General features: G+C 68.7%; 25 protein-coding genes. 13 read left to right on the forward strand and 12 right to left on the reverse strand.

What is annotated here, in order from left to right:
• The first annotated feature begins 60 nt into the window (after window positions 1-60).
• The 4 genes from G9U51_RS06630 to lysS are packed head-to-tail and all read left to right on the forward strand — an operon-like array spanning window position 61 to window position 3,631.
• On the forward strand, window positions 61-1,365 hold the full coding sequence (locus G9U51_RS06630) for an adenylosuccinate synthase (RefSeq protein WP_166195027.1): 1,305 nt from the start codon (window positions 61-63) through the stop codon (window positions 1,363-1,365).
• Window positions 1,365-1,601 carry a hypothetical protein gene (locus G9U51_RS06635; protein ID WP_166195030.1) on the forward strand — a complete coding sequence of 79 codons (237 nt, stop codon included), beginning with the start codon at window positions 1,365-1,367 and terminating at the stop codon, window positions 1,599-1,601. The genes G9U51_RS06630 and G9U51_RS06635 overlap by 1 nt, the downstream gene beginning before the upstream one ends.
• 51 nt (window positions 1,602-1,652) lie before the next feature.
• Window positions 1,653-1,868: a hypothetical protein gene (locus G9U51_RS06640; protein WP_166195034.1), complete on the forward strand. Its 216-nt coding sequence runs from the start codon at window positions 1,653-1,655 to the stop codon at window positions 1,866-1,868.
• 23 nt (window positions 1,869-1,891) lie between these two features.
• Complete coding sequence (gene lysS, locus G9U51_RS06645; protein WP_166195037.1) at window positions 1,892-3,631, forward strand: lysine--tRNA ligase; 1,740 nt, start codon at window positions 1,892-1,894, stop codon at window positions 3,629-3,631.
• A 9-nt stretch (window positions 3,632-3,640) separates the two neighbouring features.
• On the opposite strand, the gene G9U51_RS06650 is transcribed toward lysS, so the two are convergent.
• The gene (locus G9U51_RS06650) at window positions 3,641-5,191 is read right to left on the reverse strand and encodes an MFS transporter (protein WP_166195040.1); all 1,551 of its coding nucleotides are present in this window, start codon (window positions 5,189-5,191) and stop codon (window positions 3,641-3,643) included.
• A 116-nt stretch (window positions 5,192-5,307) separates the two neighbouring features.
• On the opposite strand from G9U51_RS06650, the gene G9U51_RS06655 reads away from it, so the two are divergent.
• Complete coding sequence (locus G9U51_RS06655; protein WP_166195043.1) at window positions 5,308-6,069, forward strand: TetR/AcrR family transcriptional regulator; 762 nt, start codon at window positions 5,308-5,310, stop codon at window positions 6,067-6,069.
• Window positions 6,070-6,075: 6 nt separating this feature from the next.
• Here the strand turns inward: G9U51_RS06655 and G9U51_RS06660 are convergent, their stop codons facing one another.
• From G9U51_RS06660 to G9U51_RS06680, 5 genes are all read right to left on the reverse strand, one after another.
• Complete coding sequence (locus G9U51_RS06660) at window positions 6,076-6,390, reverse strand: chorismate mutase (RefSeq protein ID WP_171715597.1); 315 nt, start codon at window positions 6,388-6,390, stop codon at window positions 6,076-6,078.
• A gap of 11 nt (window positions 6,391-6,401) precedes the next feature.
• Window positions 6,402-8,636, reverse strand: a complete 2,235-nt coding sequence (locus tag G9U51_RS06665) for a HelD family protein (RefSeq protein ID WP_166195046.1) — start codon at window positions 8,634-8,636, stop codon at window positions 6,402-6,404.
• Window positions 8,637-8,700: 64 nt separating this feature from the next.
• Complete coding sequence (locus G9U51_RS06670; RefSeq protein WP_166195049.1) at window positions 8,701-9,714, reverse strand: helix-turn-helix transcriptional regulator; 1,014 nt, start codon at window positions 9,712-9,714, stop codon at window positions 8,701-8,703.
• 365 nt (window positions 9,715-10,079) lie between these two features.
• A complete protein-coding gene (locus G9U51_RS06675) occupies window positions 10,080-10,340 on the reverse strand; it encodes a hypothetical protein (RefSeq protein WP_166195052.1) in 261 nt (86 codons plus the stop codon).
• Window positions 10,337-10,807 (reverse strand): nucleotidyltransferase domain-containing protein, encoded by a 471-nt coding sequence (locus tag G9U51_RS06680; protein ID WP_166195055.1) that lies wholly within the window; start codon window positions 10,805-10,807, stop codon window positions 10,337-10,339. The genes G9U51_RS06675 and G9U51_RS06680 overlap by 4 nt, the downstream gene beginning before the upstream one ends.
• 81 nt (window positions 10,808-10,888) lie before the next feature.
• Between G9U51_RS06680 and purD the strand changes: the two genes are divergently transcribed.
• Window positions 10,889-12,145 carry a phosphoribosylamine--glycine ligase gene (purD, locus tag G9U51_RS06685; RefSeq protein WP_166195058.1) on the forward strand — a complete coding sequence of 419 codons (1,257 nt, stop codon included), beginning with the start codon at window positions 10,889-10,891 and terminating at the stop codon, window positions 12,143-12,145.
• A gap of 64 nt (window positions 12,146-12,209) precedes the next feature.
• Here the strand turns inward: purD and G9U51_RS06690 are convergent, their stop codons facing one another.
• Window positions 12,210-12,404, reverse strand: a complete 195-nt coding sequence (locus G9U51_RS06690) for a CsbD family protein (protein ID WP_166195061.1) — start codon at window positions 12,402-12,404, stop codon at window positions 12,210-12,212.
• 123 nt (window positions 12,405-12,527) lie between these two features.
• Here G9U51_RS06690 and G9U51_RS06695 point away from each other — a divergent pair, with 123 nt between their 5' ends.
• A complete protein-coding gene (locus tag G9U51_RS06695) occupies window positions 12,528-13,415 on the forward strand; it encodes a phosphoribosylaminoimidazolesuccinocarboxamide synthase (protein ID WP_166195064.1) in 888 nt (295 codons plus the stop codon).
• A gap of 53 nt (window positions 13,416-13,468) precedes the next feature.
• Here G9U51_RS06695 and G9U51_RS06700 read toward each other — a convergent pair whose 3' ends face one another.
• From G9U51_RS06700 to G9U51_RS06710, 3 genes are read right to left on the reverse strand one after another with little or no spacing between them, the layout of a single operon-like run.
• Complete coding sequence (locus tag G9U51_RS06700; protein ID WP_217361294.1) at window positions 13,469-14,557, reverse strand: ABC transporter substrate-binding protein; 1,089 nt, start codon at window positions 14,555-14,557, stop codon at window positions 13,469-13,471.
• A gap of 30 nt (window positions 14,558-14,587) precedes the next feature.
• Window positions 14,588-15,466, reverse strand: a complete 879-nt coding sequence (locus G9U51_RS06705) for an ABC transporter permease (RefSeq protein WP_217361293.1) — start codon at window positions 15,464-15,466, stop codon at window positions 14,588-14,590.
• The gene (locus tag G9U51_RS06710; protein WP_166195068.1) at window positions 15,456-16,256 is read right to left on the reverse strand and encodes an ABC transporter ATP-binding protein; all 801 of its coding nucleotides are present in this window, start codon (window positions 16,254-16,256) and stop codon (window positions 15,456-15,458) included. Before G9U51_RS06710 ends, G9U51_RS06705 begins: the two co-directional genes overlap by 11 nt.
• 180 nt (window positions 16,257-16,436) lie before the next feature.
• On the opposite strand from G9U51_RS06710, the gene G9U51_RS06715 reads away from it, so the two are divergent.
• From G9U51_RS06715 to G9U51_RS06725, 3 genes are all read left to right on the forward strand, one after another.
• Complete coding sequence (locus G9U51_RS06715; RefSeq protein ID WP_166195071.1) at window positions 16,437-18,023, forward strand: ATP-binding protein; 1,587 nt, start codon at window positions 16,437-16,439, stop codon at window positions 18,021-18,023.
• The gene (locus tag G9U51_RS06720) at window positions 18,020-18,676 is read left to right on the forward strand and encodes a response regulator (protein WP_166195074.1); all 657 of its coding nucleotides are present in this window, start codon (window positions 18,020-18,022) and stop codon (window positions 18,674-18,676) included. The genes G9U51_RS06715 and G9U51_RS06720 overlap by 4 nt, the downstream gene beginning before the upstream one ends.
• A 657-nt stretch (window positions 18,677-19,333) precedes the next feature.
• A complete protein-coding gene (locus G9U51_RS06725; protein WP_166195076.1) occupies window positions 19,334-21,400 on the forward strand; it encodes an HNH endonuclease signature motif containing protein in 2,067 nt (688 codons plus the stop codon).
• Window positions 21,401-21,825: 425 nt separating this feature from the next.
• On the opposite strand, the gene G9U51_RS06730 is transcribed toward G9U51_RS06725, so the two are convergent.
• Window positions 21,826-22,620: a spermidine synthase gene (locus tag G9U51_RS06730; RefSeq protein ID WP_166195079.1), complete on the reverse strand. Its 795-nt coding sequence runs from the start codon at window positions 22,618-22,620 to the stop codon at window positions 21,826-21,828.
• A gap of 66 nt (window positions 22,621-22,686) precedes the next feature.
• On the opposite strand from G9U51_RS06730, the gene G9U51_RS06735 reads away from it, so the two are divergent.
• Window positions 22,687-23,058 (forward strand): sterol carrier family protein, encoded by a 372-nt coding sequence (locus G9U51_RS06735; protein WP_166195675.1) that lies wholly within the window; start codon window positions 22,687-22,689, stop codon window positions 23,056-23,058.
• On the opposite strand, the gene G9U51_RS06740 is transcribed toward G9U51_RS06735, so the two are convergent.
• A complete protein-coding gene (locus G9U51_RS06740; protein WP_166195082.1) occupies window positions 23,059-24,357 on the reverse strand; it encodes a sunset domain-containing protein in 1,299 nt (432 codons plus the stop codon).
• A 74-nt stretch (window positions 24,358-24,431) separates the two neighbouring features.
• Between G9U51_RS06740 and G9U51_RS06745 the strand changes: the two genes are divergently transcribed.
• Complete coding sequence (locus G9U51_RS06745; RefSeq protein ID WP_166195085.1) at window positions 24,432-24,695, forward strand: hypothetical protein; 264 nt, start codon at window positions 24,432-24,434, stop codon at window positions 24,693-24,695.
• Between the two features lie 70 nt (window positions 24,696-24,765).
• Entirely contained in the window at window positions 24,766-26,325 is a 1,560-nt protein-coding gene (gene purF / locus G9U51_RS06750; RefSeq protein ID WP_217361292.1) for an amidophosphoribosyltransferase, read from the forward strand.
• Window positions 26,326-26,341 lie beyond the last annotated feature (16 nt).

Raw genomic sequence — 26,341 nt, forward strand, 5'->3', positions numbered from 1 at the left:
GCGCGCCCGGTAGCCTGAGGCACTGCTCACCACCGCAGAAGATCAAAGGGACGGCACTACATGCCAGCGATCGTGCTCGTCGGCGCCCAATGGGGCGACGAAGGCAAGGGCAAGGCGACCGACCTGCTCGGCAGCCGCATCGACTATGTCGTGAAGTTCAACGGCGGCAACAACGCCGGGCACACCGTGGTCATCGAGCAGCCCGACGGCAGCCGCGAGAAGTACGCGCTGCACCTGCTGCCCTCCGGCATCCTCACCGACGGAGTCACGCCGGTCATCGCCAACGGTGTCGTGGTCGACCTCGGTGTGCTCTTCGAGGAGATCGACGGTCTCGAGGCCCGCGGCATCGACACCTCCCGCCTGCGGATCAGCGGTGACGCGCACGTGATCGCGGCATACAACAAGGTGCTCGACAAGGTGACCGAGCGATTCCTCGGCTCGCGCCGGATCGGCACCACCGGCCGCGGCATCGGCCCGACCTACGCCGACAAGATCAACCGCATCGGCATCCGGGTGCAGGACCTGTTCGATCCCTCGATCCTGCGGCAGAAGGTCGAGGCCGCGCTCGACGTCAAGAACGAGTTGCTGGTCAAGAAGTACAACCGGCGCGCGGTCACTGTCGACGAGGTCGTCGAGGACCTGCTGCAGTATGTCGAGCGCTTGCGTCCCATGGTCACGGACACTTCGCTGGAGCTCGCCCAGGCGCTGGACCGCGGCGACACCGTCGTGTGCGAGGCGGGGCAGGCGACCCTGCTCGACGTCGACCACGGCACCTATCCCTATGTGACCTCCTCCAACGCGATCTCCGGCGGCGCGTGCACCGGCGCCGGCATACCGCCGACCCGGATCGATCGGGTGATCGCGATCTTCAAGGCCTACACCACCCGGGTCGGCGAGGGCCCGTTCCCGACCGAACTGCACGACGACAAGGGCGAGTTCCTGCGCAAGACCGGCGCGGAATATGGCACCACCACCGGCCGGCCGCGCCGCTGCGGCTGGGTCGACACGGTGATCGGCCGCTACGCAGCGAGGGTCAACGGGGTCACCGACTTCGTGCTCACCAAGCTGGACGTGATGACCGGCCTGGAGGAGGTGCCGGTGTGTGTCGCGTATGACGTCGACGGCGTCCGGCACGACGAGATGCCGATGAACCAGAGCGACTTCCACCACGCGGTGCCGATCTACGAAAACCTGCCCGGCTGGTTCGAGGACATCTCTGCGGCGCGCAGCTATGCCGAGTTGCCGGAGAACTGCCGGCGCTATGTCGAGTTCATCGAGGAGCAGATCGGTGCGCGCATTTCGGTGATCGGCGTCGGCCCCGGTCGCGACGAGATCGTCGTGCGGCACGACCTGCTCGGCGACTGATGATCGCGCGCACGCTCAGCGGCAACGCCCCGCCGTTGACCTTCCTCATCACCTTGTGGGCGCTGACCGTCATCTTCCTCGCGCTCGCCGTGGTCGGCGCCGTCGCCTGGTGGCGCGGCCGCTCCACCGCCACACCCGAGCAGCGCGGCAAACTCACCTGCCTGACCATGGCCGGCATACCGGCCGGGGTCGTCGGCCTCTTCCTGCTCAACTGGGCCATCGGTGTGACCTGGTAAGGCGAGCCGGTCGGCATACGCTGAGCGCATCCAAGACCACGGGAGGTCGAGATGGCCAGGTGCCAGGAGTGCCGCAAGCTCATCAACGGAACGCCGCGGACGACGCTCACCGGACGGACGGTGTGCCAGCGGTGCAGCGGGCTGCAGTCGACGACCGCTGCGGGCGTCATGCAGGGCGGGCTGCCCGGTGCGGTCGCGACCCGGGGCTGGTTCGGCGCGGTCTACGACACCGTCCGTGGCAAGAAGGGCCCGCGCAAGGAGGGCTGAATCCCCGCCTAGACTGACCTGCCGTGACGGAGCAGCAACTGGACGACTGGGTTTCCCGCCTCGCCGACGAGGTGATCGCCGACGCGAAGAGCCGCGGCATCAAGGTCGTCTGCGCCTCCGGCATCAGTCCGTCCGGCCCGATCCATCTCGGCAACCTGCGCGAGGTGATGACGCCGCACCTGGTCGCCGACGAGGTGCGCCGGCGCGGCATCGACTGCGAACACATCATCAGCTGGGACGACTACGACCGCTTCCGCAAGGTGCCGCGCGGCATCGAGGGCGTGGATGACTCCTGGGCCGAGCACATCGGCAAGCCGTTGACCGCAGTGCCGCCGCCGCGCGGTTCGGACGCCTCGTCCTGGGCCGAGCACTTCCGCCGCCAGCTTGAGGGCGCGCTCGCCGACCTCGGCATCCGCTATCGCGGCATCAGCCAGACGCAGCAGTACACCTCCGGGGCGTATGCCGATCAGGTGATCTTCGCGATGTCGCAGCGCTCAGAGATCGACAAGGTGCTCGACCAGTACCGCACGCTGCAGCGGGCCGATGCCCCGAAGCCGCAGCAGAAGCTCGACGCCGACCAGGAGGCGGCCGCAGCAGAAGCGGCCGAGGGCTCCGGCGCCGCGACCGAGGACGACGGCGCGACCACCTCCGGTTATTTCCCCTACAAGCCGTTCTGCACGGTCTGCAACACCGACTTCACCACAGTCACCGCCTACAACGACGCGACTGCCGAGCTCACCTACACCTGTCGTTGCGGCCACACCGAAACGGTCGACCTGCACACCTTCCACCACGGCAAGCTGGTCTGGAAGGTCGACTGGCCGATGCGGTGGGCCTACGAGAAGGTCGTCTTCGAGCCCTCCGGCGTCGACCACCAGTCGCCCGGCTCGTCGTATGTCGTCGGCAAGCAGCTCGCGCCGATCTTCGGTTGGGAGCGGCCGATCGGGCCGATGTACGCCTTCGTCGGCATCAAGGGCATGGCCAAGATGTCCTCCTCCAAGGGCGGGGTGCCGATCCCGGCCGAAGCCCTGCAGATCATGGAGCCGCCGCTGCTGCGCTGGCTCTATGCCCGCCGCCGCCCCAACCAGGCCTTCGACGTCGCCTTCGACGCCGAGATCCAGCGGATGTATGACGAGTGGGATGCCTTGGCGCGCAAGGTTTCTCAAGGTGCCGGGCAGGCGGGTGACGTCGCCGCATGGACCCGCGCGATCTCGACGGCCGACGGTGAGCTGCCGCAGACGGCATACCCGGTTGCCTATCGCACGCTCGCCTCGATCGTCGACATCACGACCGGCGACGAGGACCAGACGCTGCGGATCGTCCGCCAGCTCGACCCGGCCGACCCGGCGCCCGGCCTGGACGCGCTGCGGCCGCGGCTGGACTGCGTCGAGCACTGGGTCGCGACCCGGATGGCGCCGGAGGACCGCACAGTGGTCCGGACGGCCCCCGACGAGCAGGCGCTCGCCGGCGCCGACCGCGAGGCGTTGCGAATCCTGTTGGACGGCAACGGAAAAGACCTCTCCCGCATCGAGGACGACTGGAGCCTGGACGGTTTGACCCATCAGGTCTATGGCGTGCCGAAGGTCCAGCGTGGCCTCGCCGCCGACCAGATCGTCAAGGGCGACAAGGAGTTGTCCGCGGCCCAGCGCGCGTTCTTCAAGCAGCTCTACCAGCTGTTGATAGGCAAGGACACCGGTCCTCGGCTGCCCACCCTGCTGCTGGCCATCGGCCCCGAGCGGGTCCGCACGCTGCTCGGCGGCTGAACCCGGCAGTCAGACGGCGGTGAGCTCGGCGTCCTTGCGCTCGCCGGACTCGTCCGGCGCGGCCGCATCCTTGGTGGTGTGACCGCTCGGGAAGGTGAAGGCCGCGATCACCGCGCAGGCCACCAACAGCACCGCGGCGATGCCCAGCGTGAGCTGGGCGCCGTGCACCCAGGCGGTGCGGGCCGCGTCGATCACCGCCGGTCGGCCGCTGGCGACCGCGTCGACGATCGAGGTGCGCGCGCCGGCCGGCATCCAGCTCGGCAGACCGCCCTGAAAGGCCTGGCTGAGCACTGCGCCCAGCACGCCGATGCCGAGGGCGCCGCCGACCTCCTGGAAGGTGTCGTTGAGGGCCGAGCCCATGCCGGCCCGCTCCTTGGGCAGCGCGTCGATCACCAGGATCGCGGCGGTGGTCATCGCCATCCGGTTGCCGATCGACATCACCGCCATACCGCCGAGGATGAGCGCGACGTGGTGGATGCCGCTCAGCACCACCGTCACCCCGACGGCTGACAGGCCCAGGCCGAGCACCGTCGCCCACCGGTCGCCGAAGACCGTCGAGGCCCGGGCGACGATGCCATTGGACAGCACCATCACCGCGACCGTCGGCAGCGACAGCAGCCCGGCGTGCAGCGCGCTGTATCCGAAGATCAGCTGCAGCACCTGGGTGTTGACGAACATCGTCGCCATCATGATGAAGAAGACGATCGACTCGACGAGCGCCGGCGTCGCGAAGCGTCGGTTGGCGACCATCCGCAGGTCCAGCATCGGGTGTTGCGCCGTGAGCTGACGCCATCCGAAGAGGGCGCCGAAGGCGACGGCGGCTGCGAACGAGCCCAGCGTGCGGGTCGACAGCCAGCCGAACTCCGGGCCGGAGGTGAGCCCGTAGATCAGGGCGCCCACCGTGAGCACCGAGGTGATCGTGCCGGGGATGTCGGCCGGCTCGGCGGTGCCGTCGGTCGACTCGGGCACGGCCCGCAGCAGCACCGGGATGCAGATCAGCGCGACCGGCACGTTGAGCAGGAACAGCCATTCCCAGGCGAGGTGGCCGAGCAGGAAGCCGCCGAGCACCGGCCCGACGGTGAAGCCGGCCATGGCCGCGATGCCGAAGATGCCCATCACCTTGCCTCGGGCCTCACCGGTGAAGGTGGTGAACAGCAGCGACAGGGTGCTCGGCATGACGAAGGCCGCGCCGACGCCGACGAGCAGCCGCACCGCGATCACCATCCACACCGAGTGCGCGAGCAGCACGGCGAAGGACGCCAGCGCCATCGTGGTGAGCCCGATGAGCATCACCGTGCGGCGGCCGATCCGGTCCGACAGGTTGCCGGTGGACATCAGCAGGCCGCCGAAGGTCACCGAATAGGCGGCCACGATCCACTGCAGGTCGCCGGAGGAGGCGTGCAGGTCGCGGCCGATGGTGGGCAGGGCGACGTTGAGGATGCTGTTGTCCATCATCACCGTCACCAGGGCGAGCATCATCGCGGTCAGCACCAGCCAGTGCTCGCGCAGCGAGGTGCTGGGCGCCGGGGCGGCGCCGGAAGTCTGAGTGGGGGCAGTCATGAGACCACTCCTTTCTCGATCAGTGTTCGGCTTCCTCGAACGACGTTCGAGCCGACGTCGAACACCGTACGACAAGCGAACAGTGTTCGACAAGTCGAGTGTGGTTCGATGGTCGTATGCCGAACTCCGAACGCCCCAGCCGCGCCCGCACGTCTGCAAGCGAGCGGCGTCGGGGCCGGCGCCCGCGGGTCAGCCTCAGCGTGGATGCCATCGTCGAGCAGGCGGTCGCGATCCTCGACCAGGACGGTCCGGACGCGCTGACCTTCCGGCGGCTTGCGGGGGATCTCGGGGTCGGCGTCGCCTCGCTCTATTGGTATGTCGACGACAAGGAGGACCTGGAGAAGCTCTGCTTCGCGCACGCGATGGATGTCTTTATGGCCGAGCGCGAGCAGTCCGAGCTCGAGAGTGGACGACGGTCGAAGGACAAGCGGCCGCAGTGGCAGCAGCGGATCCGCGCGTTGCTGCTGGCGTATTTCGACACCGTCGAGGAGCACCCGTGGATGGCGGCGCTGTCCGGCGCGACCGTCGGCACCGATGCGCCCCAGGTGGTGCGGCTGTGGAGCGAGGTCGGTGAGACGATCAGCTCGCTCGGCTTCGACGACACCCGTGCGTTCTACATTTCCTCGACGCTCTTCGGGCACCTGATCTCGATGTCGATGCAGTCGATGCGGATCGCCTACAGCCCGCTGCGTGATGTCTCACGTGAAGAGGTGCTGGGCGTGCTCGCCGACCGGATGTCGGCATACGCCGACGAATTCCCTTATGTCGCAAGGCTTTCCGCGGTCATGGCCACCCACGACGAGCGTGAGCAGTTCCTTGCCGGTCTCGACCTCATCCTCGCCGGCGCTGAAGCTGAGGCGGCCGCCCTCAAGCGCTGAGGCGGATCACTCCTCGCGCAGGCGCTCGTGGTGGTGGATGACCTCGTCGATCACGAAGCGCAGGAACTTCTCGCTGAACTCCGGGTCGAGCTGGGAGGCCTTGGCCAGCGCCCGCAGCCGCTTGATCTGGCGCTCCTCGCGCGCGGGATCGGCCGGTGGCAGGTCGTGGGCGGCCTTGTAGCGGCCCACCGCCTGGGTGATCTTGAACCGCTCGGCCAGCAGGTGGATCAGCGCCGCGTCGATATTGTCGATCGACTGGCGGTAGCCGGTCAGCACCTCATCGGCAGTGGCACCGGTTTCGGTCGAGACGGCGAGCTGGATGTCGTCCTCGTTCACGAGGTCACCTCCACGACGGTCATCCGGTGGGCGGCGCGGGTGAGCGCGACATACGTGACCCGGATGCCGCCGGGGGACTCAGCAGTGATCTCGGCCGGGTCGACGATCACGGTCGCGTCATACTCCAGGCCCTTGGTCGACATCGGGTCGATGAGCAGCACGCGCTCGTCGAAGGCCTCGGTCACTGCCGCCAGCGACGCACGCCAGCGCTCGGGCGCGACGACCGCGATCAGGCCGTCGACCTCGTCCAGCAGTTCGGTGACCGCGCTCGAGACGGTGCGCACCACCTCGGCCGGGCCGGTCTGCACGATCCGGGGGTCGACGCCGGTCTCGCGCACGGCATCGGGGATGTCGGCGTCCGGCACCTCGCGCCGGATGACGTCCGCGGCGTAGTCGAAGATCTCCCGCGCGTTGCGGTAGTTGGTCGTCATCCGGAAGCCACGGCGCTCCTTGCTGCCGAAGGCCTCCTCGCGGGCCTGGCGTGCCTCGTCGGCATCCGGCCAGGAGGACTGGGCGGCGTCGCCGACCACGGTCCAGGAGGCATAGCGGCCCCGGCGGCCGACGGCGCGCCACTGCATCGGCGACAGGTCCTGTGCCTCGTCCACGAGCACGTGCGCGTATTCGCCCCAGCGGTCAATTCGCCCGTCCAACAAGCGATCTCGCATGTCCTGCGGGGTGACGCGGTATTGCACGTCGGAGCTTTGCGTGCGGCTGCCGGCGACCTCGACCTCGGCGACACCGAACTGGGAGACATTCTCCAGCTCGTCGATCTCGTAGAAGCCACGCTCCTCGCGTGGCGCATCCGGCACGACCCCGAGGCGGGCCGACAGGTCGTCGACCAGGGCGGCGTCGGCGACCGACCAGGTGCCGACCTCCAGGGCCAGGTCGTATGACGCCGCGAGCGCCTCGGCCTCCTCTGCGCTCAGGATCCCTCGCACGTAGCGGCCGAGCCGCTCGCGGTCGCTGAGCCACAGCAGCACCTCGCGCGGGTCGATCGGTCGCCACCACTCGGCGACGAAGGCCTCGACCTCGCGGTCACCGCGGAACCGGTCGAGGAAGTCCGGCTTCTCCATGGTGCCGACGTGGGAGCGCACCTGATGCCAGGCGGCCTCGGCGAGCGCGTCGGTGGCCGCCTCGGTGGCCAGATTGTGCTGGTGGTGGCGCAACACCTGACCCCGGATGCGTTGCAGCGCAGCCTGATCCAGGTGCACCGGGTGACCGGCGATCATGGTGCGCAAGCGGGTCGGCGCGTCCGGTGCGACATCTCGGGCGGCTCGCGACAGCACGCGACGGATGCGCAGCGAACCCTTGAGGCGCGCTGCCTCGGGGGAGTCCAGCCGGGTGGCGGTGATGCCCTCGACAAGGTCGCCGAGCGAGCGCAGCGTGACCGTGTCCTCGCCGAGTGACGGCAGCACCCGTTCGATATAGGCGGTGTAGGCCGCCGACGGGCCGACGACGAGGATGCCGCCGCTCTCGTAGCGCCGCCGGTCCGAATACAGCAGGTATGCCGCGCGGTGCAGCGCGACGACGGTCTTGCCGGTGCCGGGGCCGCCGGTGATCTCGGTGACCCCACGGGCGGTGGCCCGGATCGCCTGGTCCTGGTGTTGCTGGATGGTGGCGACGATGTCACGCATGCGTTCGCCGCGAGTGCGGGTGAGGGCGGCCATCAGCGCGCCGTCGCCGACGACGACCAGATCCTCCGGTGCCTCGGGCACCATCAGGTCGTCCTCGACCCCGAGCACCTGGGCGCCGCGGCAGCGCAGCACCCGGCGGCGCAGGACGCCCTGCGGGTCGGCGGGGGTCGCGCGGTAGAACGGCGAAGCGGCCGGCGCCCGCCAGTCGATCACCAGTGGCTCGTAATCGTCGTCCCGCACGCCCAGGCGGCCGACATACCGGATCTCCCGGGTGTTGCCCTCGGGGTCGGGCACGTCGTGCTCGAGATCGAGACGCCCGAAAACCAGCCCTTCATATTGCGTCTCCAGGGTGCGGCGCCGCTTGCCGGCGGCGAAAACCAGCACGTCGCGCTCGAAGAGGCCGGTGATCTCCTCCTCGCGCGCCTCCCCGGTGCGGTCGGTGCGCCCGCGAGCCAATCCCTCGGCCTCGACCAGCGCGGCCCGTTCGCCGGCTTTCACCAGTTCGGCGTAGACCCGGTCAACATGCTGTTGCTCGTGGTCGATCTCGGCGAGGACCTGCGGCGGGACCGCGGGCGCGCCGGTGGTGCGTGTGGTCAAGAGACCCCCAGGATGGCTGACTGCACGACAAGCAGGAGAGTCTACGAGCCGGAGGGCCTGGCTGTCACAGCAGTCCGCGCTTGGCGCCGAGCACGCCGGCCTGGAACCGCGTCGTCGCGTTGAGGTGATCCATGATCCGGCGGATCCTGCGCTCGATGGTTCGCTGGGACACCCCGAGTTGTCGCGCGATGGTGGAGTCGGTGGCGCCTCCGGCGAGCAACGACAGGATCTGCTGGTCGCGTGCGTCGAAGCCGGACACCTCGCGGGTCTGGTGTCGCAGGGGAGTGCCGAGGCGCCAGGTCCAGTCGACCAGTCGGGTCAGGGCCCGCCCGGTCGCCGCCCCGGCGGTGATGAAGAAGCCGATCGCTTCGTCGTCCTGCGCGTGCATGTCGACGACCGCGAGGCCCTGGTCGTTGACCAGCACCGAGAACGGCAGCCCGCTCGTCAGCCGCTGGTCCTCGCCGGCTCGGGCGCGCGCGTGGAGCACCTCACCGAACCGCCCGTGCTCGATCAGGATCGGGTCGAGCACCGCGCGCGTCGACAGCGGGCTGTTGTTCTTGTTGGTCACCTTGCGCTCGTGGAACTCCAGCGGCAGCTCAAGCAGCAACTTCGTGTATGGCGTGTCCGTGCGCGAGCCGCGCACCCAGTGCTGGGCGGTGGCGAGCAATTGCTGGGTGGCTTGCCCCACGTCCACCACGCCGGCGAGCCGGGACACCCCGCGCGGCGCGGGGGAGTCGTTCATCAGGCCCTTGAGGTAGAACCGGTTCAGCCCGGGCGCGGACGACCGCAGCACGCGGGCGAATTCCTCCAGCCGTCCGGCGAAGGCGGGCAAGGACACATCGGGCGGCAGCACGCGCACGCTGTCGTCGGAGATCCGCTGCACCATGCCGCGCGAGGCGAACCGGTCGAAGGCGTCCAAGATGTGGGTGGTGCTGAACCCGCGCCGCTGCAGGTCGGCGATCGAGACCACGGGCTGTTCGAGCATCGCCAGATAGATGCCGGAGAACTCGTCGCCGGTCTCCGGGGCGTCGGGCACGAGGTCGGCCGCCTGGCGGTCGTAATCGGGATAGTCGGTCATTCGCGTCCTCGTGCTGCGCCGGTCGTCACCCGACGAAGTGTCGGGTTGCCGACATTGTCACATGTCCGCCAGGGGCTGGACTGGACATGGCTCCCGCTCCGGGTTCATAGTTGTTTCAACGACCCGCAAGGGCCGTTGAAGCCTGTCGGACGTGTCGCCGAGTCCCCCCTCCGGCCGACCCCACAGGACTTCGAGGTGGGTCCCTCCCGTGAGACCTCCCCCCTGACTCCCGGGGGGGACCCACCGCCTCGAACCTCTTCTCACTAGGCTCGCCGATCTGGACTATGACCCGGATTCGGCCCCGCCCATCTCCTGCAACGCGTTCTCGATCGTGGTGACGATCCCTGGGAGGTCGCGCGAAACCGTCAGGCGGCTGAGACTTCCACTGACGAGCAGATAGCCATGGGCAATCCGATTGCGCATCCCCACATCAAGGCCCAATCGGATCCGAACAAGCCCGCTCGTAGCTCAGGGTCCAGTCTGGCGAGGACTTCGATGCCGGCAGAAAGGCGCATCGACACCGCGTCGACCACCAGCTGATCCACAGTTCCCGCGGCCGCGTGCGATCGGGCCAGCTCGAAATGCATGAGCGCTTCCTGCAGATACTCGCGGGTGGTGCGGCTCATAGGGGCACCGCTTCGGTCAGCACTTTCTCGCGGAGTTGAGGCCGGAGCGAATCCTCCGGCACGAGGTCCACGGGTGCTCCGAGGACGTCAGCGATCTTTTGCTCGAGACGGCCGAGTTCCATCAGGCTGAGCGGCTCATCGATCGCAAAAACGAGGTCGATGTCGGAGCCTGCATGATCCTTGCCCGTGGCGACGGAGCCGAAGACCCTCACATTGCGGCCGCCGTGCGCAGCGATCAGATGCCTCACGGTCCTCGCGTGTCGCCGGAGTGCCCGAGCAAGGGGCGAGGTCCCATGGAAATGCAGTAATCGCGACACCTCGGGCTGGCTGCGTCCGATCGACGCTGCGATCTGTGACTGACTCATGCCCGCGGACGCGGCTCGGCGCACCGCGTGCACGAGATCGGCGCGGGCCGCCGCGATGGCTTCGTCGGATCGGCGGGCCACCTCGGCCAGGGTGCCATCCATGTGATAAATATAGCAAGTGCTATGGGTTCGCCGGAAGCGTTGGACCAGCGGGGTGGATGTCGCCGACTAGGCTCGCCGATCGTGAAGACGCTCGTCATCGGATCCGGTGCCCGTGAACACGCAATCGTGCGCAGTCTGCGCCTGGATCCCGATGTCAGCGAGGTGCACGCCGCTCCGGGCAATCCCGGCATCGGTGCCGTCGCCACCCTCCATCCGCTCGCCAGCGTCACCGACGCGGATGCGGTGCTCGCCGTCGCGCAGCAGGTCGGCGCCGATCTGGTGATCATCGGCCCGGAGGCGCCGTTGGTCGCCGGTGTGGCAGATGTGTTGCGGGACAATGGTTTTGAGGTGTTCGGGCCGTCCGCGGCGGCCGCGGAGTTGGAGGGCAGCAAGGCCTTCGCCAAGCAGGTGATGGCGGCGGCCGATGTGCCGACCGCGATGAGCCATGTGTGCGCCACCGACGACGAGGCGCGGGCGGCGCTCGAGGCGACCGGATCGCCATACGTCGTGAAGGACGACGGGCTGGCCGCGGGCAAGGGAGTCGTCGTGACCGACGACTTCGACGAGGGGCTGGCGCACGCGCAGGCGTGTTTCGCCGCGGGTCACGAGGTGGTCATCGAGGACTTCCTCGACGGACCCGAGGTGTCGATCTTCTGCGTCACCGACGGCGAGACCGTGCTGCCGCTCAGCCCCGCGCAGGACTTCAAGCGGATCGGTGACGGTGACACCGGCCCCAACACCGGCGGCATGGGCGCCTATTCACCACTGGACTGGGCGCCGGCGGACCTGGTCGAACAGACCGTCACCCGGATCGCCCAGCCGACCATCGACGAGATGCGCCGCCGCGGCACCCCGTTCAACGGCGTGCTGTATGTCGGCCTCGCGCTCACCTCGCGTGGGCCGCGGGTGGTGGAGTTCAATGCGCGCTTCGGCGATCCCGAGACCCAGGTGGTGCTGGCCCGGCTGAAGACGCCACTCGGCAGCCTGCTGCGGGCCGCCGCCCGGGGCCGGCTCGACCAGCACCCGTCCCTGACCTGGCGGGAGGACGCGGCGGTGACGGTCGTGGTGGCTGCCGCCGGCTACCCCGGCACGCCGCGCACCGGCGATCCGATCACCCTGCCGTCCGACCGCGACGACGCCTACATCCTGCAGGCCGGGACCGCGACTCAGGGCGACCGGCTCGTCGCCGCCGGTGGGCGGGTGTTGTCGGCCACCGCGATCGGTGCGGATCTCGCGGAGGCGAGGCGGGCGGCATACGCGCTGGTCGATCAGATCGACCTGGCCGGCTCGCAGCACCGCACTGACATCGCCGTGAAAGCGGCGCGCGGCGAGCTGTAGCCCAGCAGCAGGAAGCCCCGGCTCGCAGGCAGCGAACCGGGGCTTCCAGACGTCTGGAAGGGCGTCAGTTGGAGAAGCCGTCCTTGACGTTGCGAGCGGCGTCCTTGATGTTCTCGCCACCCTGCTTCACGCCGGCCTCAGCCTGGTTGGCCTGGCCCTCGGCCTGCTGGTTCGGGTCGTTGCGCGCGTCGCCGACCTTCTCCTGGATCTTGCCCTTGGCTTCCTGAGCCTTGTTCGAGATCTTGTCTCCGATACCCATGATGTGCTCCTCGTTGATCAGGGGGCAGGTACGAGCACATCTTCACCCGAATCGATGCCGGAATGGGGAGATCGGGCTGGGCGGCTGCAAAGTTCACCCCTTCGGTGCGCAACAATCGGCGCCATGACCCTGAACCTGCCGGGATTCACGCATGTCTACTCGGGCAAGGTGCGCGACCTCTACGCGCCGACGCTCGAGGACGGGACAGTCCGCGACGACCAGGTGCTGCTCGTCGCCTCCGACCGCATCTCGGCCTTCGACTACGTGCTGGACACTCCGATCCCGGACAAGGGTGCGGTGCTCACGAAGCTGTCGCTGTGGTGGTTCGAGCAGCTCGGCGACCTGGTGCCCAACCACGTCCTCTCGACCGATGTGCCGGCCGAGGTCGCCGGCCGCGCCGTGCTATGCCAACGGCTGGAGATGCTGCCCGTCGAGTGCGTCGCCCGCGCCTATCTCACCGGCGGCGGCCTGGCCGAATACCAGCGCGACGGCACGGTCTCCGGGGTCGCGCTGCCCCCCGGCCTGGTGGACGGCTCGCGGCTGCCCGAGCCGATCTTCACCCCCTCGACGAAGGCCGACCTCGGCGAGCACGACGAGCCCATCCCGTATGCCGAGGTCGAGCGGCTCGTCGGGTCGCCGCGGGCTGCCGCGGCGCGCGAGCTGACGGTGCGCATCCTGCAGCGCGGGGAGGCGATCGCCGCCGAGCGCGGCGTCATCATCGCCGACACCAAGGTGGAGTTCGGGATCGGCGCCGACGGTGGGCTGGTGCTCGCCGACGAGGTGCTCACCCCGGACTCGTCCCGCTTCTGGCCGGCCGACCAGTGGGAGCCGGGACGCGCGCAACCGTCATACGACAAGCAGTTCGTGCGCGACTGGCTGCTGTCTCCTGCGAGCGGCTGGGACCGCAACTCGGGGCAGGCGCCGCCTGCGTTGCCGACCGAGGTGGTCGAGCAGACCCGCGCGAAATACCTCGAGGCCTACGAGCGGATCACCGGTCGTTCCTTCGGCTAAGACGCCGAAGGCCGCCGACCCCTCGGGGAAAGGGTCGGCGGCCGGTCGGTGGGCTACTTGGCGGCCTTGACGAACTCAGTGGTGTAGGTCTTGGACAGGTCGATCTGGTCCTTCTTCGGCTTCACATTCCCCGAGAACGAGCCCAGCACGGTGAGCACGTTCTTCGCGCCGCCCTCGTCCATGACGCCGTCCCCCGTAAACATGCCCTTGGAGTCGTTGATCGCCTTGACGTAGAGCTGCTTGTCACCGCCGGCGTAGTCCGCGGGCATCTTGCTGGCGATCGTGTCGGCGCTGTTGCTATTGATGAACTTCAGCGTCTTGACGAAAGCGTTGGCGAGCTTTTGCACGGTCGGCTTGTTCGCGTTGACCCAGTCGCACGACATGTAGAGCGACGAGGCCGGGTAGAGGCCGCCGAGCGCCTTCTGGGTGCCCGCCGCGGTGCGCATGTCGAGCAGCACCGACCCCTGACCGGTCTTGGTGAGCCGCGCGACGGTGGGGTCGGTCGTCATACCGGCATCGATGCCGCCGCTGGTGAGCGCACCGATGAAGGTCGCGTCCGCGCCCGCCTTGACCGTCGTGTACTGCGAGGTCGACACGCCGCCCTTGCCCGCGAGGTACTGGGTGAGGAAGTCGGTCGAGCTGCCCTGGCTGGTGACGCCGAGCTTCTTGCCCTTGAAGTCGGAGGGGGACTTGATCGTGCCCTGGTTCTTCTTCGACACGACCTCGACCTCGCCGGGCACATTGGCGAACTGCACCACCGACTCCAGGCACTTGCTGGAGTCCTTGGCCTGGATGTCGATCGTGTGGTCGTAGAAACCGACCACGCCCTGCGCCTGGCCGGCGAGCAGCTGGGTCTCGGCGGTGACACCGGCCGGGGTGTCCTGCAGCTCGACGTTGAGGCCCTCGTCCTTGAAGTAACCGAGCTGCTCGGTCAGCTTGGCCGGCATGTAGATCACCTTGGCGGCGCCGCCGACCATGATCACGATCTTGCCGGCGGCCGGACCGCCGCCACCGCTGGCGCTGCCGGTGCCGCCACCGTTGCCGCCCCCGTTGCCGGAGGAGGAGTTCTTGGTCTGGCAGCCGGTGAGCGCCATCGTGCTGGCGAGCAGGGCGACACCGGTGGTGAGAAGAGTGCGCTTCATGGGGGAGTGCTCCTATTTCGTGACGGGGAATCAAACAGCGGTGGCGCCGGTGGACTGGGCTGGCGGGCGCCACTTCAGCAACCGGCGTTCCAGGGCGCCGAGGAAGAGTTCGGCGGTCAGGGCGAGGACGGTGCAGATCACCATCCCGGCGAAGACACCGGCGGCGTTGAACGAGTTCTGCGAGGTGTTGATCAGCAGGCCGAGGCCGTGGGTGGCGCCGGTGTACTCGCCGACGATCGCGCCGATGAGCGCGAAGCCGAAGGCCGTGTGCAGCGAGGCGAGGATCCAGCTGGTCGCGCTCGGCACCACGATCGAGCGGAGCACATCCCAGCGCGACGCGCCGAGGATGCGCGCGTTGTTGACCAGGTTGCGGTCGACCTCGCGGGCGCCCTGGAAGGCGTTGAAGAACACCGGGAAGAACACCAGAACCAAGGCGGTGACGACCTTGGAGGTCATGCCGAGGCCGAACCACAGCACGAACAGCGCGGCGAGCACGACGCGAGGGATGGCGTTCAGCGCCTGGATGTAGGGCGCGAGCACCTCCGACAGCAGCCGCGACCGGCCGAGGATGATGCCGCTCACGACGCCGAAAATCGAGCCGAGGATGAAGCCGTAGACCGCCTCCTGCAGCGTGGCGGAGATGTTGACCCAGATCGACCCGCTCGAGGTGCCCTGGGTGAACCACACGACCAACTGGTTCCAGACCTTGCTGGGCTTGGAGTAGTAGAAGTCGTCGAAGAGATAGGTGCAGCTGATCTCCCAGATCGCCAGCACGGCGACGAGCAGCACGACGCGCAGGGTGTAGACGAGCGCCTTGTGCCGGCGCATCCGCTGCTTGGCGCTGAGGCCGGCCTTGCTGACCGTTGCGGTCTGGGTCTCGGTCGTGGTCTGGTCCAGATCAAGCGACACGGTTGGCTCCTGTCGTGCGGGCGATCTCGACCTCCGAGGACAGCGACTGCCACACCTCGGAGTAGATCGCGATGAACTCCGGGGTCATCCGGATCTCCTCGACATTGCGAGGCCGGGGCAGGTTGATCGTGAACACGTCCTTGATCCGCGCTGGGCTGGCGGTCATCACCACGACCCGGTCGGCCAGCGTGATGGCCTCCTCCAGGTCGTGGGTGACGAAGACGACGGCCGCGTTGGTGTCCGACCACAGGTTGAGCAGTTCGTTCTGCATCAGGGCACGGGTCTGCACGTCGAGCGCCGAGAAGGGCTCGTCCATCAGCAGGATCGAGGGGTTGTTGACCAGCGTCTGGGCCAGCGCGACCCGCTTGCGCATGCCGCCGGACAGCTGATGCATGTAGTAGTTCTCGAAGCCCTTGAGGCCGACCCGCTCGATCCACTCCCGGGCCTGGTCCCTGGCCTTGTCCTTGGCCACCCCCCGCCACATCGGGCCGGCAGCGACATTGCCCAGCACAGTGCGCCAGGGCAGCATCGCGTCGGTCTGGAACATATAACCGACGCCGTCCGGTATGCCGGTCACGGGCTTGCCGGCCACGGTCGCCGTCCCTTCGCTCGGCGGCTCGAGGCCGGAGATGAGGGACAAGGTGGTGGACTTGCCGCAACCGGTGGGACCGACGACGGCGACGAACTCGCCGGCTTCGACGGTGAGGCTGACTTCCGACACGGCCGTGTGCAGGCCGCCGGAGGAGGTCATGAAGCGTTTTGTCGCGTGATCGAGAACGACCAGGCTCATCGCGACTCCTTGGGTGACGGGATGCGTGACCTGTGTCACGCCGAACGACGGATGAACCTAGGGAGAACTGCGCCGGCCTGTCGCGGTTGTGAACGATGCGAGGGATCTGCGCGCTGATCGCGTTCTGCGCATTTTGCGCTGTGACCTGCACCACCCCGTGCGGCCATACACTCGGCGGCCATGACCAGGCGGTTGCCGTTCACCCGGCAGATGTTGCTGCTGCAGCTCGGCGTGCTGCTCGTGCTCGGCATCTGCAGCCTCGTCGCCGTCGGCTGGATGTTGCGCGTGACCATGGAGCGGCAGTACGAGCAGCGGGCGCTCGCGGTCGCACGCACGGTCGCCTCGGACCCCGAGCTGGGAGACCTCGTCGCCGTCGACGACCAGCCCAGGGTGCAGCAAATCGCCCTGACCCAGGGCCGGCGCAATGGCGCGCTCTTCGTCGTGGTCACCGACAAGCTCGGGATCCGGCTGGCCCACCCCAATCCGGACGCGATCGGCAAGAAGGTGTCCACGGACCCGCGGGCGGCGTTGTCCGGCAAGGAAGTTGTGCTGCTCGAGCGGGGCACGCTCGGGTTGTCCGCTCGTGGCAAGGTGCCGTTGCGGGATTCGGCGGGCCGGATCGTGGGGGAGGTGAGCGTCGGCTTCGCGGCGAGCGAGGTCGACGCCGCGGTCCGGTCGATGCTGTTCGTCGCCGTCCCGGTGGGGGTGCTGGGTATCGCCGGGGCCATGCTCGCGACGGCGGCTCTGGCCCGCCGGCTCAAGCGCGGGCTCTTCGGTCTCGAGCCAGCGGAGGTGGCCGACCTGCTGCGGGAGCACGACGCGGTGCTCTATGGCATCGGCGAAGGCGTGCTCGCCTTCGACACCCAAGGCCGGGTCGCCATGTGCAACGACGAGGCCCGCCGGTTGCTCGACCTGCCGGTCGAACGAGGTATACCGGCCGCCTCCCTCGGTCTGCCCGCTCGCCTCGCGGAGGCCGTCGGCGGCGAAAGCGCAGATGTGACAGCTGTTTCCGGTGACCGCGTGCTGGTTGCGCGCCATCGCGTCGTCCAGTCCGACGACCGCGAGCTGGGCAGCGTGCTCACCCTGCGAGATCGCACCGACGTGGAACAGCTGACCTCCGAGCTGGCCAGCGTGCGGACGATGACGAGCGCGCTGCGAGCACAGCGGCACGAGTTTGCCAACCGCATGCACATGGTCATCGGTCTGCTTCAGACCGGTTCACCGGACGATGCGCTGGCCTATCTGCAAGCCGGAGGTGGAGCGGTTGTCGCCGAGGATCCGTTCGACCCAGAGGCGTTGCAGTCCAACACGATTCGCGCTTTCCTCGCCGCAAAGGTCGCGTATGCCGCGGAGCGCGCGGTCACGCTGACGCTGTCGGAGACGACGTGGGTGCCGCGCAAACTCGTCGCCCCGGTCGAGGTGGTGACGGTGCTCGGCAATCTCGTCGACAACGCCATCGACGCCGCAGCCGAACAGTCCCCGGGCCGGGTCGAGATCGACCTGCTCGGCAATGGGCGCGATCTGGTGCTGTCGGTGGCCAACACCGGCCCGGGACTGGACGAGATGCGCGCCGAAGCGATCTTCGCCGACGGAGTGAGCACCCGCGGACCCGGGCGCGGGCACGGACTGGCCATCGCTCGGCATACGGCACGAAGGCTCGGCGGTGAGGTGAGAGTGACCGCGTTCGGCGGTGGGGAAGCGATGACGGTGTTCGTCGCCGAGTTGCCAGATGTCTTGGAGGACAAGGGAATCGGTGAGGTTTCATGATCGAGGTGCTGATCGTCGACGACGACTTCCGGGTCGCTCAGGTGCACGCTGCGTATGTCGACGCGGTGAGCGGCTTCCGTGCGGTCGGCGTGGCTCACACGGCACAGGACGCGCTGGCTGCCGTGCGATCGCAACGTCCGGATCTGCTGCTGCTCGACACCTATCTGCCCGACCAACTGGGCACCCGGCTGGCGGTCGACCTCGCTGGTGAATGCGACGTGCTCATGGTGACCGCCGACGACTCGGCCGAGTCGGTGCGCGCGGCGGTGCGGGCCGGGGCGGTGAACTACATCGTCAAACCCTTTGCCTCCGAATCGCTCGCGGCGCGGCTGCGGGCGTATGAGCGATATCGGTCGCGGGTATCGCGCGGATCGTTGACCCAGGACCAGATCGACGCGGCTTTCGCGGTGTTGCACGAGGGAGACCGGCCGCGCACGCCGAAGGGCCAATCACCGGTCACTGCGAAGCTGGTGCGCGAAGCACTGAAGAACGCCTCCGAGGCGCGGACAGCTGTGGAGGTGGCCGACGAACTCGGCATCTCGCGGGCGACGGCGCAGCGCTATCTCGCTGCGCTGGCCGAGGAAGGACACGCGGTGATGGACCTGAGGTATGGGTCGACCGGTCGGCCGGAGCACCAATACCGCTGGCGCTGAACCAGATTCGCCGACCATTCTCGTTGGTTGAGCGCCGTCCTGAGTAGCGCGACGAAGGAGCGCGTATCGAAGGGCAAGGGGCGAGCTTGCGAGCACCGCGTCGAAACCTCGCCCGCCGCCGACGATTCCACGCCTGCGGGGCCTCACGGCGGCGTTGGGTGGCGGGAGGCGGCGGCGCCGCTTCGGGATGCGCCCCACCGGGAGCGGCGCCTTCGGCGCGTGCGGCGCCGCCGCCCAGCGCCCGCCGGAGCATCCCTCCAGCGGGCCGCCTACCTCCCGCCTGCCTGAGTGGTTGAGCACCGACCCCATCGTTGGTTGAGCGCCGCCCTGAGCGAGCTTCCCTCGATGGTTGAGCAAGCGGAGGAGCGCAGCGACGACGCGCGTCGAAACCGCCCTGACCTCAACGCCGGTTGAGTAAGCGAGCGAGGAACGAGCGAGCGCATCGAAACCGCCCTGACCTCAACGCCGGTTGAGCAAGGGGCGAGCTTGCGACTCCCGCGTCGAAACCATCGGTGGACCCGGGTGTTGTCGGTGGTGGCTGGCATACTTGAGTCACTGGTGTGTGCACCGCAGGAGCGTCGAAAACTGTTGTGCCACAACGAAAAAACTGTCCACAACGTCTTCTTTCCGCACACCTGTTCGGGTAGAATCCTTGGTATGTCGATCACCGCACCGACCGACCCGGCCAGCACCGATGGTGCTGCCCGGGAGCCGGTGAGTGTGCACGCCGCCGGTGGGATCGGAGCCGAGTCCACTGGTGCGCGGGAGTTCATCGAGTCGGTGCTTTTCGAAGACGGGCTGCCGGCGGCGATGGAGGTGGCGACCGACCCCGAGGTTGCCGGGATGCGCGGGTTTGACCTGGTTGAGGTGCAGTTGGCCGCGATCAGCGTGCTGACCCGTAACGTGTTCGACCGGTTGAGTGAAGCCAACCCGTTCGCCCCGGGTGCCCCGGACCGGTTTTTCGCTGACACTGAGGTGCCGACCGACCCGCGGGCGGGGGTGCCGGACGCGTTCGCTGCGATGCCGGAGTCATTGCTGGTGTCGGCTGGGGTGTTGAGTCCGCAGCAGGCGGCTGAGGTGGAGCGGTCCAACCGGTTGCGACAGCGGTATCTGGCGACGGTGGCGGCGGCGCATGCGGTGGCTCAGCAAGCCTTGGCGGTGCGGGCGCGGGCGGTGGCCCGGTTTGCCCGGTTTGATCAGGCTGACCCGGCGGATCATTCCGCGGCGGGGGTGCTGGGGCCCACGGTGGAACACCCGGTGGGGTATCAGGCAGCGTTGGCGCACGAAGAGGTCGGTCCCGCCCTCGGGCTGGGTGATTATGAGGCTGGTGGCTTGATCGAGGATGCTGCGCTGGTCACCGCCCGGTTGCCGCGGGTGTTGGAGCAGGTCGGTGCCGGTGAGGTGAATTGGGCGACCGCGACCACCCTGGGCAGGGAGGTTGCTGATGCGCGCCCGGAGACCTGTGAGCAGGTGGAGGACCTGATCTTGCAGCGGGGTGTGCAGTATCGGGCGCGTAGTGTGGCCCGCCGTTCGGCGCGCACGTTGGTGGAGCGGTTGGAGGCTTCGGCGGCGCGGCGGACGAAGAAGCGCACCCAAGCGCAGCAGACCGGGGTGTGGTTGGACCCGCACTCGGTGCCGGGGTTGGCGTTGCTGACCGCGGCGATGCCGACCGCGCAAGCAGCAGCGTTGAGGGACGCGGTCGAAGCGCGTGCTGCCGCCCGGAGGCTGGAGTACGCCAGTACCCCCGGTGGTGACCCGTACACCTTGGGGGAGCACCGGGCCGCGGCGTTGTTCGAACTCGCGATGCATAACGTGTCCCTGACCGTGCACGTGGACGTGCTCAAACCCCAGGCGGCGTGCAACACCTTCACCCCCGAAACGCCAGATGCCGCAAGCGATGTCACTGCCAACGCCACCGAGGATGCCACGGACGTCACCGAGGATGCCACGGATGGCACGACCGACACCGACACCGCCTCCGACGCTGACGCTGACGCTGACGCCACCGAGGATGCCGCGGATGTCACGACCGACACCGCCACCGCCACCGACGCTGACGCTGACGAGGGTGACGGCGCGGCGGAGGCCACGGGCAGCGAAACGGCAAGCACCGCTGCTGCGGGTGACCAGCGTCCTGGCACGGCCACGGCCAACGAACCCAACGAGGTCGGCGAAGTCGACGAGGTCGACGAGGTTGCTTCGCCTGGTGGTGTTGGTCCGGAGGAGGTGGTGCAGCATCCGACGGCGGGGCCGATCACCGGGAGTGATCTGGCCGAGTTGATCGGGCACCCGGCGTTCACGGCGTCGAAGGTGACGACCAGTCACCGAAATTTCGACGCGGGCGACTACCGCCTGGACGATCAGGCGATCAGTAAGTCGTATCGGCCGCCGGAGTCGATGCGGGAGCGGGTGAAACGCCGGGACCAGCGGTGCCGGTTCCCCGGGTGCACGCGCGGGGCGAGGTTTACCGACCTGGATCATGTGGTCGCGTGGCCGCAGGGTCCGACGGCGGACTGGAACCTGCAATGTTTGTGTCGGCGGCATCACCGCACCAAACAATCCGGGTGGTCAGTCACGATGACCCCGGGTGGCCGGTGCACCTGGACCAGCCCGGCCGGTCGGGTGTACGTGACCTGGCCAGGGTTGCTGGAAACCTACTGGGACACCACCGAACCCAGCACCGACACCAGCGACCCGGACGCCATCAACCCGGACACCAGCTGACCACCCCTGCGCTGGTTGAGCGCCGTCCTGAGGGAGCGCATCGAAACCACTTGTGGCGCAACGGGTTTCGATGCGGGCTCGGCTAGCGCCTCGCCCTTACTCAACCAGCGTTGCTGTTTCGACGCGCGTCGTCGCTACGCTCCTCCGCTTGCTCAACCAGCGTTGCTGTTTCGACATGGGTGCCGCTGGTCTACGGGTTCGTTGCGCTGCTCAGGACAGCGCTCAACCCACGAGGCAGGCGGGAGGTAGGCGGCGCCCCGTAGGGATGCTCCGGCGGGCGCTGGGCGGCGGCGCCGCACGCGCCGAAGGCGCCGCTCCCGTTGGGGCGCATCCCGAAGGGGCGCTGCCGCCTCCCGCTACCCAGCCCCACCGTGAGGTCTCGCTAGGGGAAGGAAGGAGCCGCGTCGAAGCCGCAAGCGCTCCTGTCAGCGGATCCGCCAGCCCACTGCCGGGGGTCGCGGCGACGGTACGGTGTCAGTGTCATCGAAGGGCCGGGCACCCGCGATCAGCCGGTCGACCTCGGCATTAAGCAGGAGGCCTGTGGGCAACGGAGCGCCAGCGACCTTGCGGCGCAACGACTTTGCGTCCATCAGCGCGTTGCTCACCGCGAGGACGTAATTGCCGAAGCGCTTCTTCTTCATCACCTCCGCGGTGGCGAGGACAGCATGCGCGGAGAAAGGCTGGGACAGCCCTCGGAGCGCCCGCCGCAGCCATGCCCGGTCCGGCTCGTCGGCCAGGTTGAACAGCGCAATCCCTTGGGGCTTCAGCACTTTCGCGATCACCGCCGCACACTCAACCGTGACGAGATCGGCCGGCACGCGGCCATCGGCATACGCATCGACGATCACCGCGTCAGCACTCTCCGGCGCGAGGGCAGTGAGCCCGGCGCGCCCGTCCTGCGGCCGGACCCTGATGCGGTGCCCGCGGGGAAGCGGGAGTTCGCGGCGAACCGCCTCGGTGAGGGCAGCGTCGGGTTCGAGCACGATCTGGGGCGAGCCCGGACGCTCATGGTGGAGCCAACGCGGCAAGGTGAGCGCGGCGCCGCCGACGTGGGTGACCGCGAGCGGGCCGGGCGGCAGGGTGTCGAGCACAAGTGCGATGTGCTGCATGTATTCGAAGGTGAGCAGTCCGGGGTCGTGCGGGTCGACATACGACTGCGGCCGTTCGTCGAGCACGAGCGTCACGCCACCGCGATCGTCGGTGCGGAAGTCGAAGCTCATGGGGATCCGGGATCGGTCGGGCGGCGCGGGCTTCGTCACTGTAGTGGTGACGTGCACAATCTGCGTATGGCGGCGCGGCGGCGGATCAATCCCGTGGAGGGGCGGGCGGCGGTGCTCGCGTGGTGCGCGGACCCGGGGGTGAAACGTGCCGAAATCGCTGTGGCAGTGCGGTATTCGCTGGAGGAGCTGGCACTGCAGGCGCCCGGCAGATCGGTGGAGGTGCGGGTGCCACCGTTCGGGGCGGTGCAGGTGATCGAAGGCCCAACCCATCGGCGAGGGACGCCACCGAATGTGGTGGAGATGAACGCCGCGACCTGGTTGGCCCTGGTGGTCGGCGACCTCACTTGGAGTGAGGCCGCCGACAGCGGGGACGTGCAGGCGTCCGGAGGGCGAGCCGACCTGTCGGCATACCTGCCCTTAGTGCGACGCCCGGGGTGATCAGCGCTTTGAGGAATCCCAGTGGCGGAAGCCACCAATCTTGGCGGTCTCCTCGTCCTTGAAGTAGACCTCGGCCTCGGTGTGCTCGTAATCGGGCGAGTCCGGGGTGTGGAAGAGCATCGTGTCGGCGTTGCCCTTGATCCAGCCCGCCGGGCCGGAGCCGTCGTCGTTCGGCATGGCCGATCCGGGGCCGAAGGGACCGTCGCCGGCCGCCTCGTCGGGTGCCTGCGGTTCAGCGGCGTATGCCGACGCGGTCGGTGACGGCTGCGCGGTGTCGGCCGTCGACGGCTGCGCGGTGCTGGAGTCGAGGTCCTCGAGCGCCGGGGGCGGGGTAGCCCAGTCGTCACCGCCGGTGGGTGCGGGCTCGGTCTTGCCCGTGGACTCGGCAGGTTCGGTCTTGGCGAGGTCCGGCTTCGCCGGTGCAGCGGGGGTCTCCTGCTGGGTCGCGGCCGGTTCCGAAGGTGCCTTGTCGAGGTCGTCCAGGGCTGGGGGCGGGGTGGCCCAGTCGTCGCCGCCGGTGGGTGCGGGCTCGGTCTTGGCCGTGGACTCGGCAGGTTCGGTCTTGGCGAGGTCCGGCTTCGCCGGTGCAGCGGGGGTCTCCTGCTGGGTCGCGGCCGGTTCCGAAGGTGCCTGGTCGAGGTCGTCCAGGGCTGGGGGCGGGGTAGCCCAGTCGTCGCCGCCGGCGGTGGGTGCGGGCTCGGTGGGTTTCGACGCGCTCGCTCCTTCGTCGCTCGCTTGCTCAACCGGCGAGGTGGAGGTGTCGTCGAGGGCGGGTGGGGGTGCGTCCCAGTCGTCGCCGCCAGTGCTGGGTGCAGGTTCGGTCTCGGCGGCGGGTTTCGACGCGGCGGCTCGTTCCTCGCCGCCTTGCTCAACCGGCGAGGTGGAGGTGTCGTCGAGGGCGGGTGGGGGTGCGTCCCAGTCGTCGCCGCCAGTGCTGGGTGCAGGTTCGGTCTCGGCGGCGGGTTTCGACGCGGCGGCTCGTTCCTCGCCGCCTTGCCCTTCGGCACGCGCTCCTTCGTCGCGCTGCTCAGGACGACGCTCAACCGACGATGGCTTCTCAACCGGCGCGGGTGAGGACTTCTCAACCGGCGTGGGGGAGGACTTCTCAGCCGACGATGGCTTCTCAACCGGCGTGGGCGACGCTTCCTCGCGTCGCAACTGCTCGGCCTGGACACCGACCTTCTGCTTGCCCTCGACCCCGTGGATGCCGACCGAACCACCCCGCTGCGGGTCGCGCAGGAAGATCACGAGCAACAGCGCGATGATGATGAGCACGAGCACCAGGACCAGGTAGATCACGGGGGAGCGTCCTTTCGGGATGCGACGAGAACCTGCGGGAAACCCTAGTCATCGCGATCGCCTACCGTTGGCGTGTGCAGCAGGACGAGCAGGTCAACGAGACGAACGCCACGCGTTACCGGGTGCGGCGGGCACCCCGGTTGGGCCCCTTCCTGGCGACGGGCGCCATCGTCGGCCTCATCGTTGCCGCCATCGTGGCCAACCTGCCCGGTGAGGACCCGATGAACCGCAATGTGTCGACGATGTCGGCCTTCGGCTATCTCGCGGTGTTCTTCGTGCCGATCGGGGTCGCGGTGGCCGCCGTCATCGTCATACTGCTCGATCGCCGCAGTCATTGACCGGCGCCCACGGCGGACGTGGGAGGATGGGCCCGTGCCTCGAGGCGATGGACGACTCAGTCATGACCTGATGCCCGGCGAGAAGGGTCCCCAGGACGCGTGCGGCGTCTTCGGGGTCTGGGCGCCGGGTGAAGAGGTCGCCAAACTCACCTACTTCGGTCTTTACGCTCTGCAGCACCGTGGGCAGGAGTCCGCGGGCATCGCGACCAGCGACGGCGACAGCATCCTGGTCTACAAGGACATGGGCCTGGTCAGCCAAGTCTTCGATGAGTCCGCGCTCAGCAGCCTGCGCGGCCACCTGGCGATCGGCCACTCCCGCTACTCCACCACCGGCGGCAGCACCTGGGAGAACGCCCAGCCGACGCTGGGCGGCCACGAGGGCGGGTCGGTCGCGCTGGCGCACAACGGCAACCTGATCAACACCGTCGAGCTGCGGGAACTGGTCGACGCCAGCCACGCCGGTCGCACCATCCGCGGTGAACTCGCCCGCGGCAACACCTCTGACACCGCGCTGGTCACCACCCTGCTGGCCGAGGACCCCGACCGCTCGCTCGAACAGGCCGCCCTCGACGTGCTCCCCAAGCTGCGCGGCGCGTTCTGCTTCGTCTTCATGGACGAGCAGACGCTGTATGCCGCCCGCGACCCGCACGGGGTCCGTCCCCTCGCGCTCGGTCGCCTCGAGCGCGGCTGGGTGGTGGCTTCGGAGACTGCTGCGCTGCAGACCGTGGGCGCCAGCGTGGTCCGCGAGATCGAACCCGGCGAACTCGTCGCGATCGACGAGCACGGCCTGCGGTCGCACCGCTTCGCGCCGGCGCAGCCGAAGGGTTGCGTCTTCGAATATGTCTATCTCGCCCGCCCGGACGCGGTGATCCGCGGCCGCGTCGTGCACGAGGCGCGGGTCGAGATGGGCCGCGCCCTCGCCCGCGAACACCCGGTGGACGCAGACCTGGTCATCGGCGTGCCCGAGTCCGGGGTGCCGGCCGCGACCGGTTACGCGCAGGAGTCCGGCATACCGTTTGGGCAGGGGTTCGTGAAGAACGCCTATGTCGGCCGCACGTTCATCCAGCCCAGCCAGACCCTGCGGCAGCTCGGCATCCGGCTCAAGCTCAACCCCTTGGAGCATTCGATTCGCGGCAAGCGCGTCGTCGTCATCGACGACTCGATCGTGCGCGGCAACACCCAGCGCGCCCAGATCCGGATGCTGCGCGAGGCCGGTGCGACCGAGGTGCACGTGCGGATCTCGAGCCCGCCGGTGAAATGGCCGTGTTTCTACGGCATCGACTTCGCCACCAGGGCCGAACTCGTCGCCACCGGTCTCAACGTCGAGGAGATCCGGGCCTCGATCGGCGCCGACTCGCTCGGCTATATCTCCGAGCAGGGCATGGTCGATGCGACCGAACAACCGGCGAGCGAACTGTGCACCGCCTGCTTCACCGGCAACTACCCGATCGAGTTGCCCGAGGACGGCCGGATCGGCAAGCACGTGCTGGAGACGCTGCCGCTCGACATCGCGTCCGGGCACGACCGCTCGGTGCCGGTGCGGCCGGAGGACCGGGTCGACCGCCGCGACGCCGACGGCGTCTCCCTCGGGGTCGCCGGCGGCGCCGAGAACTCGTTGCAGCATCCCTGAGGTCTAGGAGTCCCAC

Source organism: Metallococcus carri (genome assembly GCF_011440275.1).
Lineage (GTDB): Bacteria > Actinomycetota > Actinomycetes > Actinomycetales > Dermatophilaceae > Metallococcus > Metallococcus carri.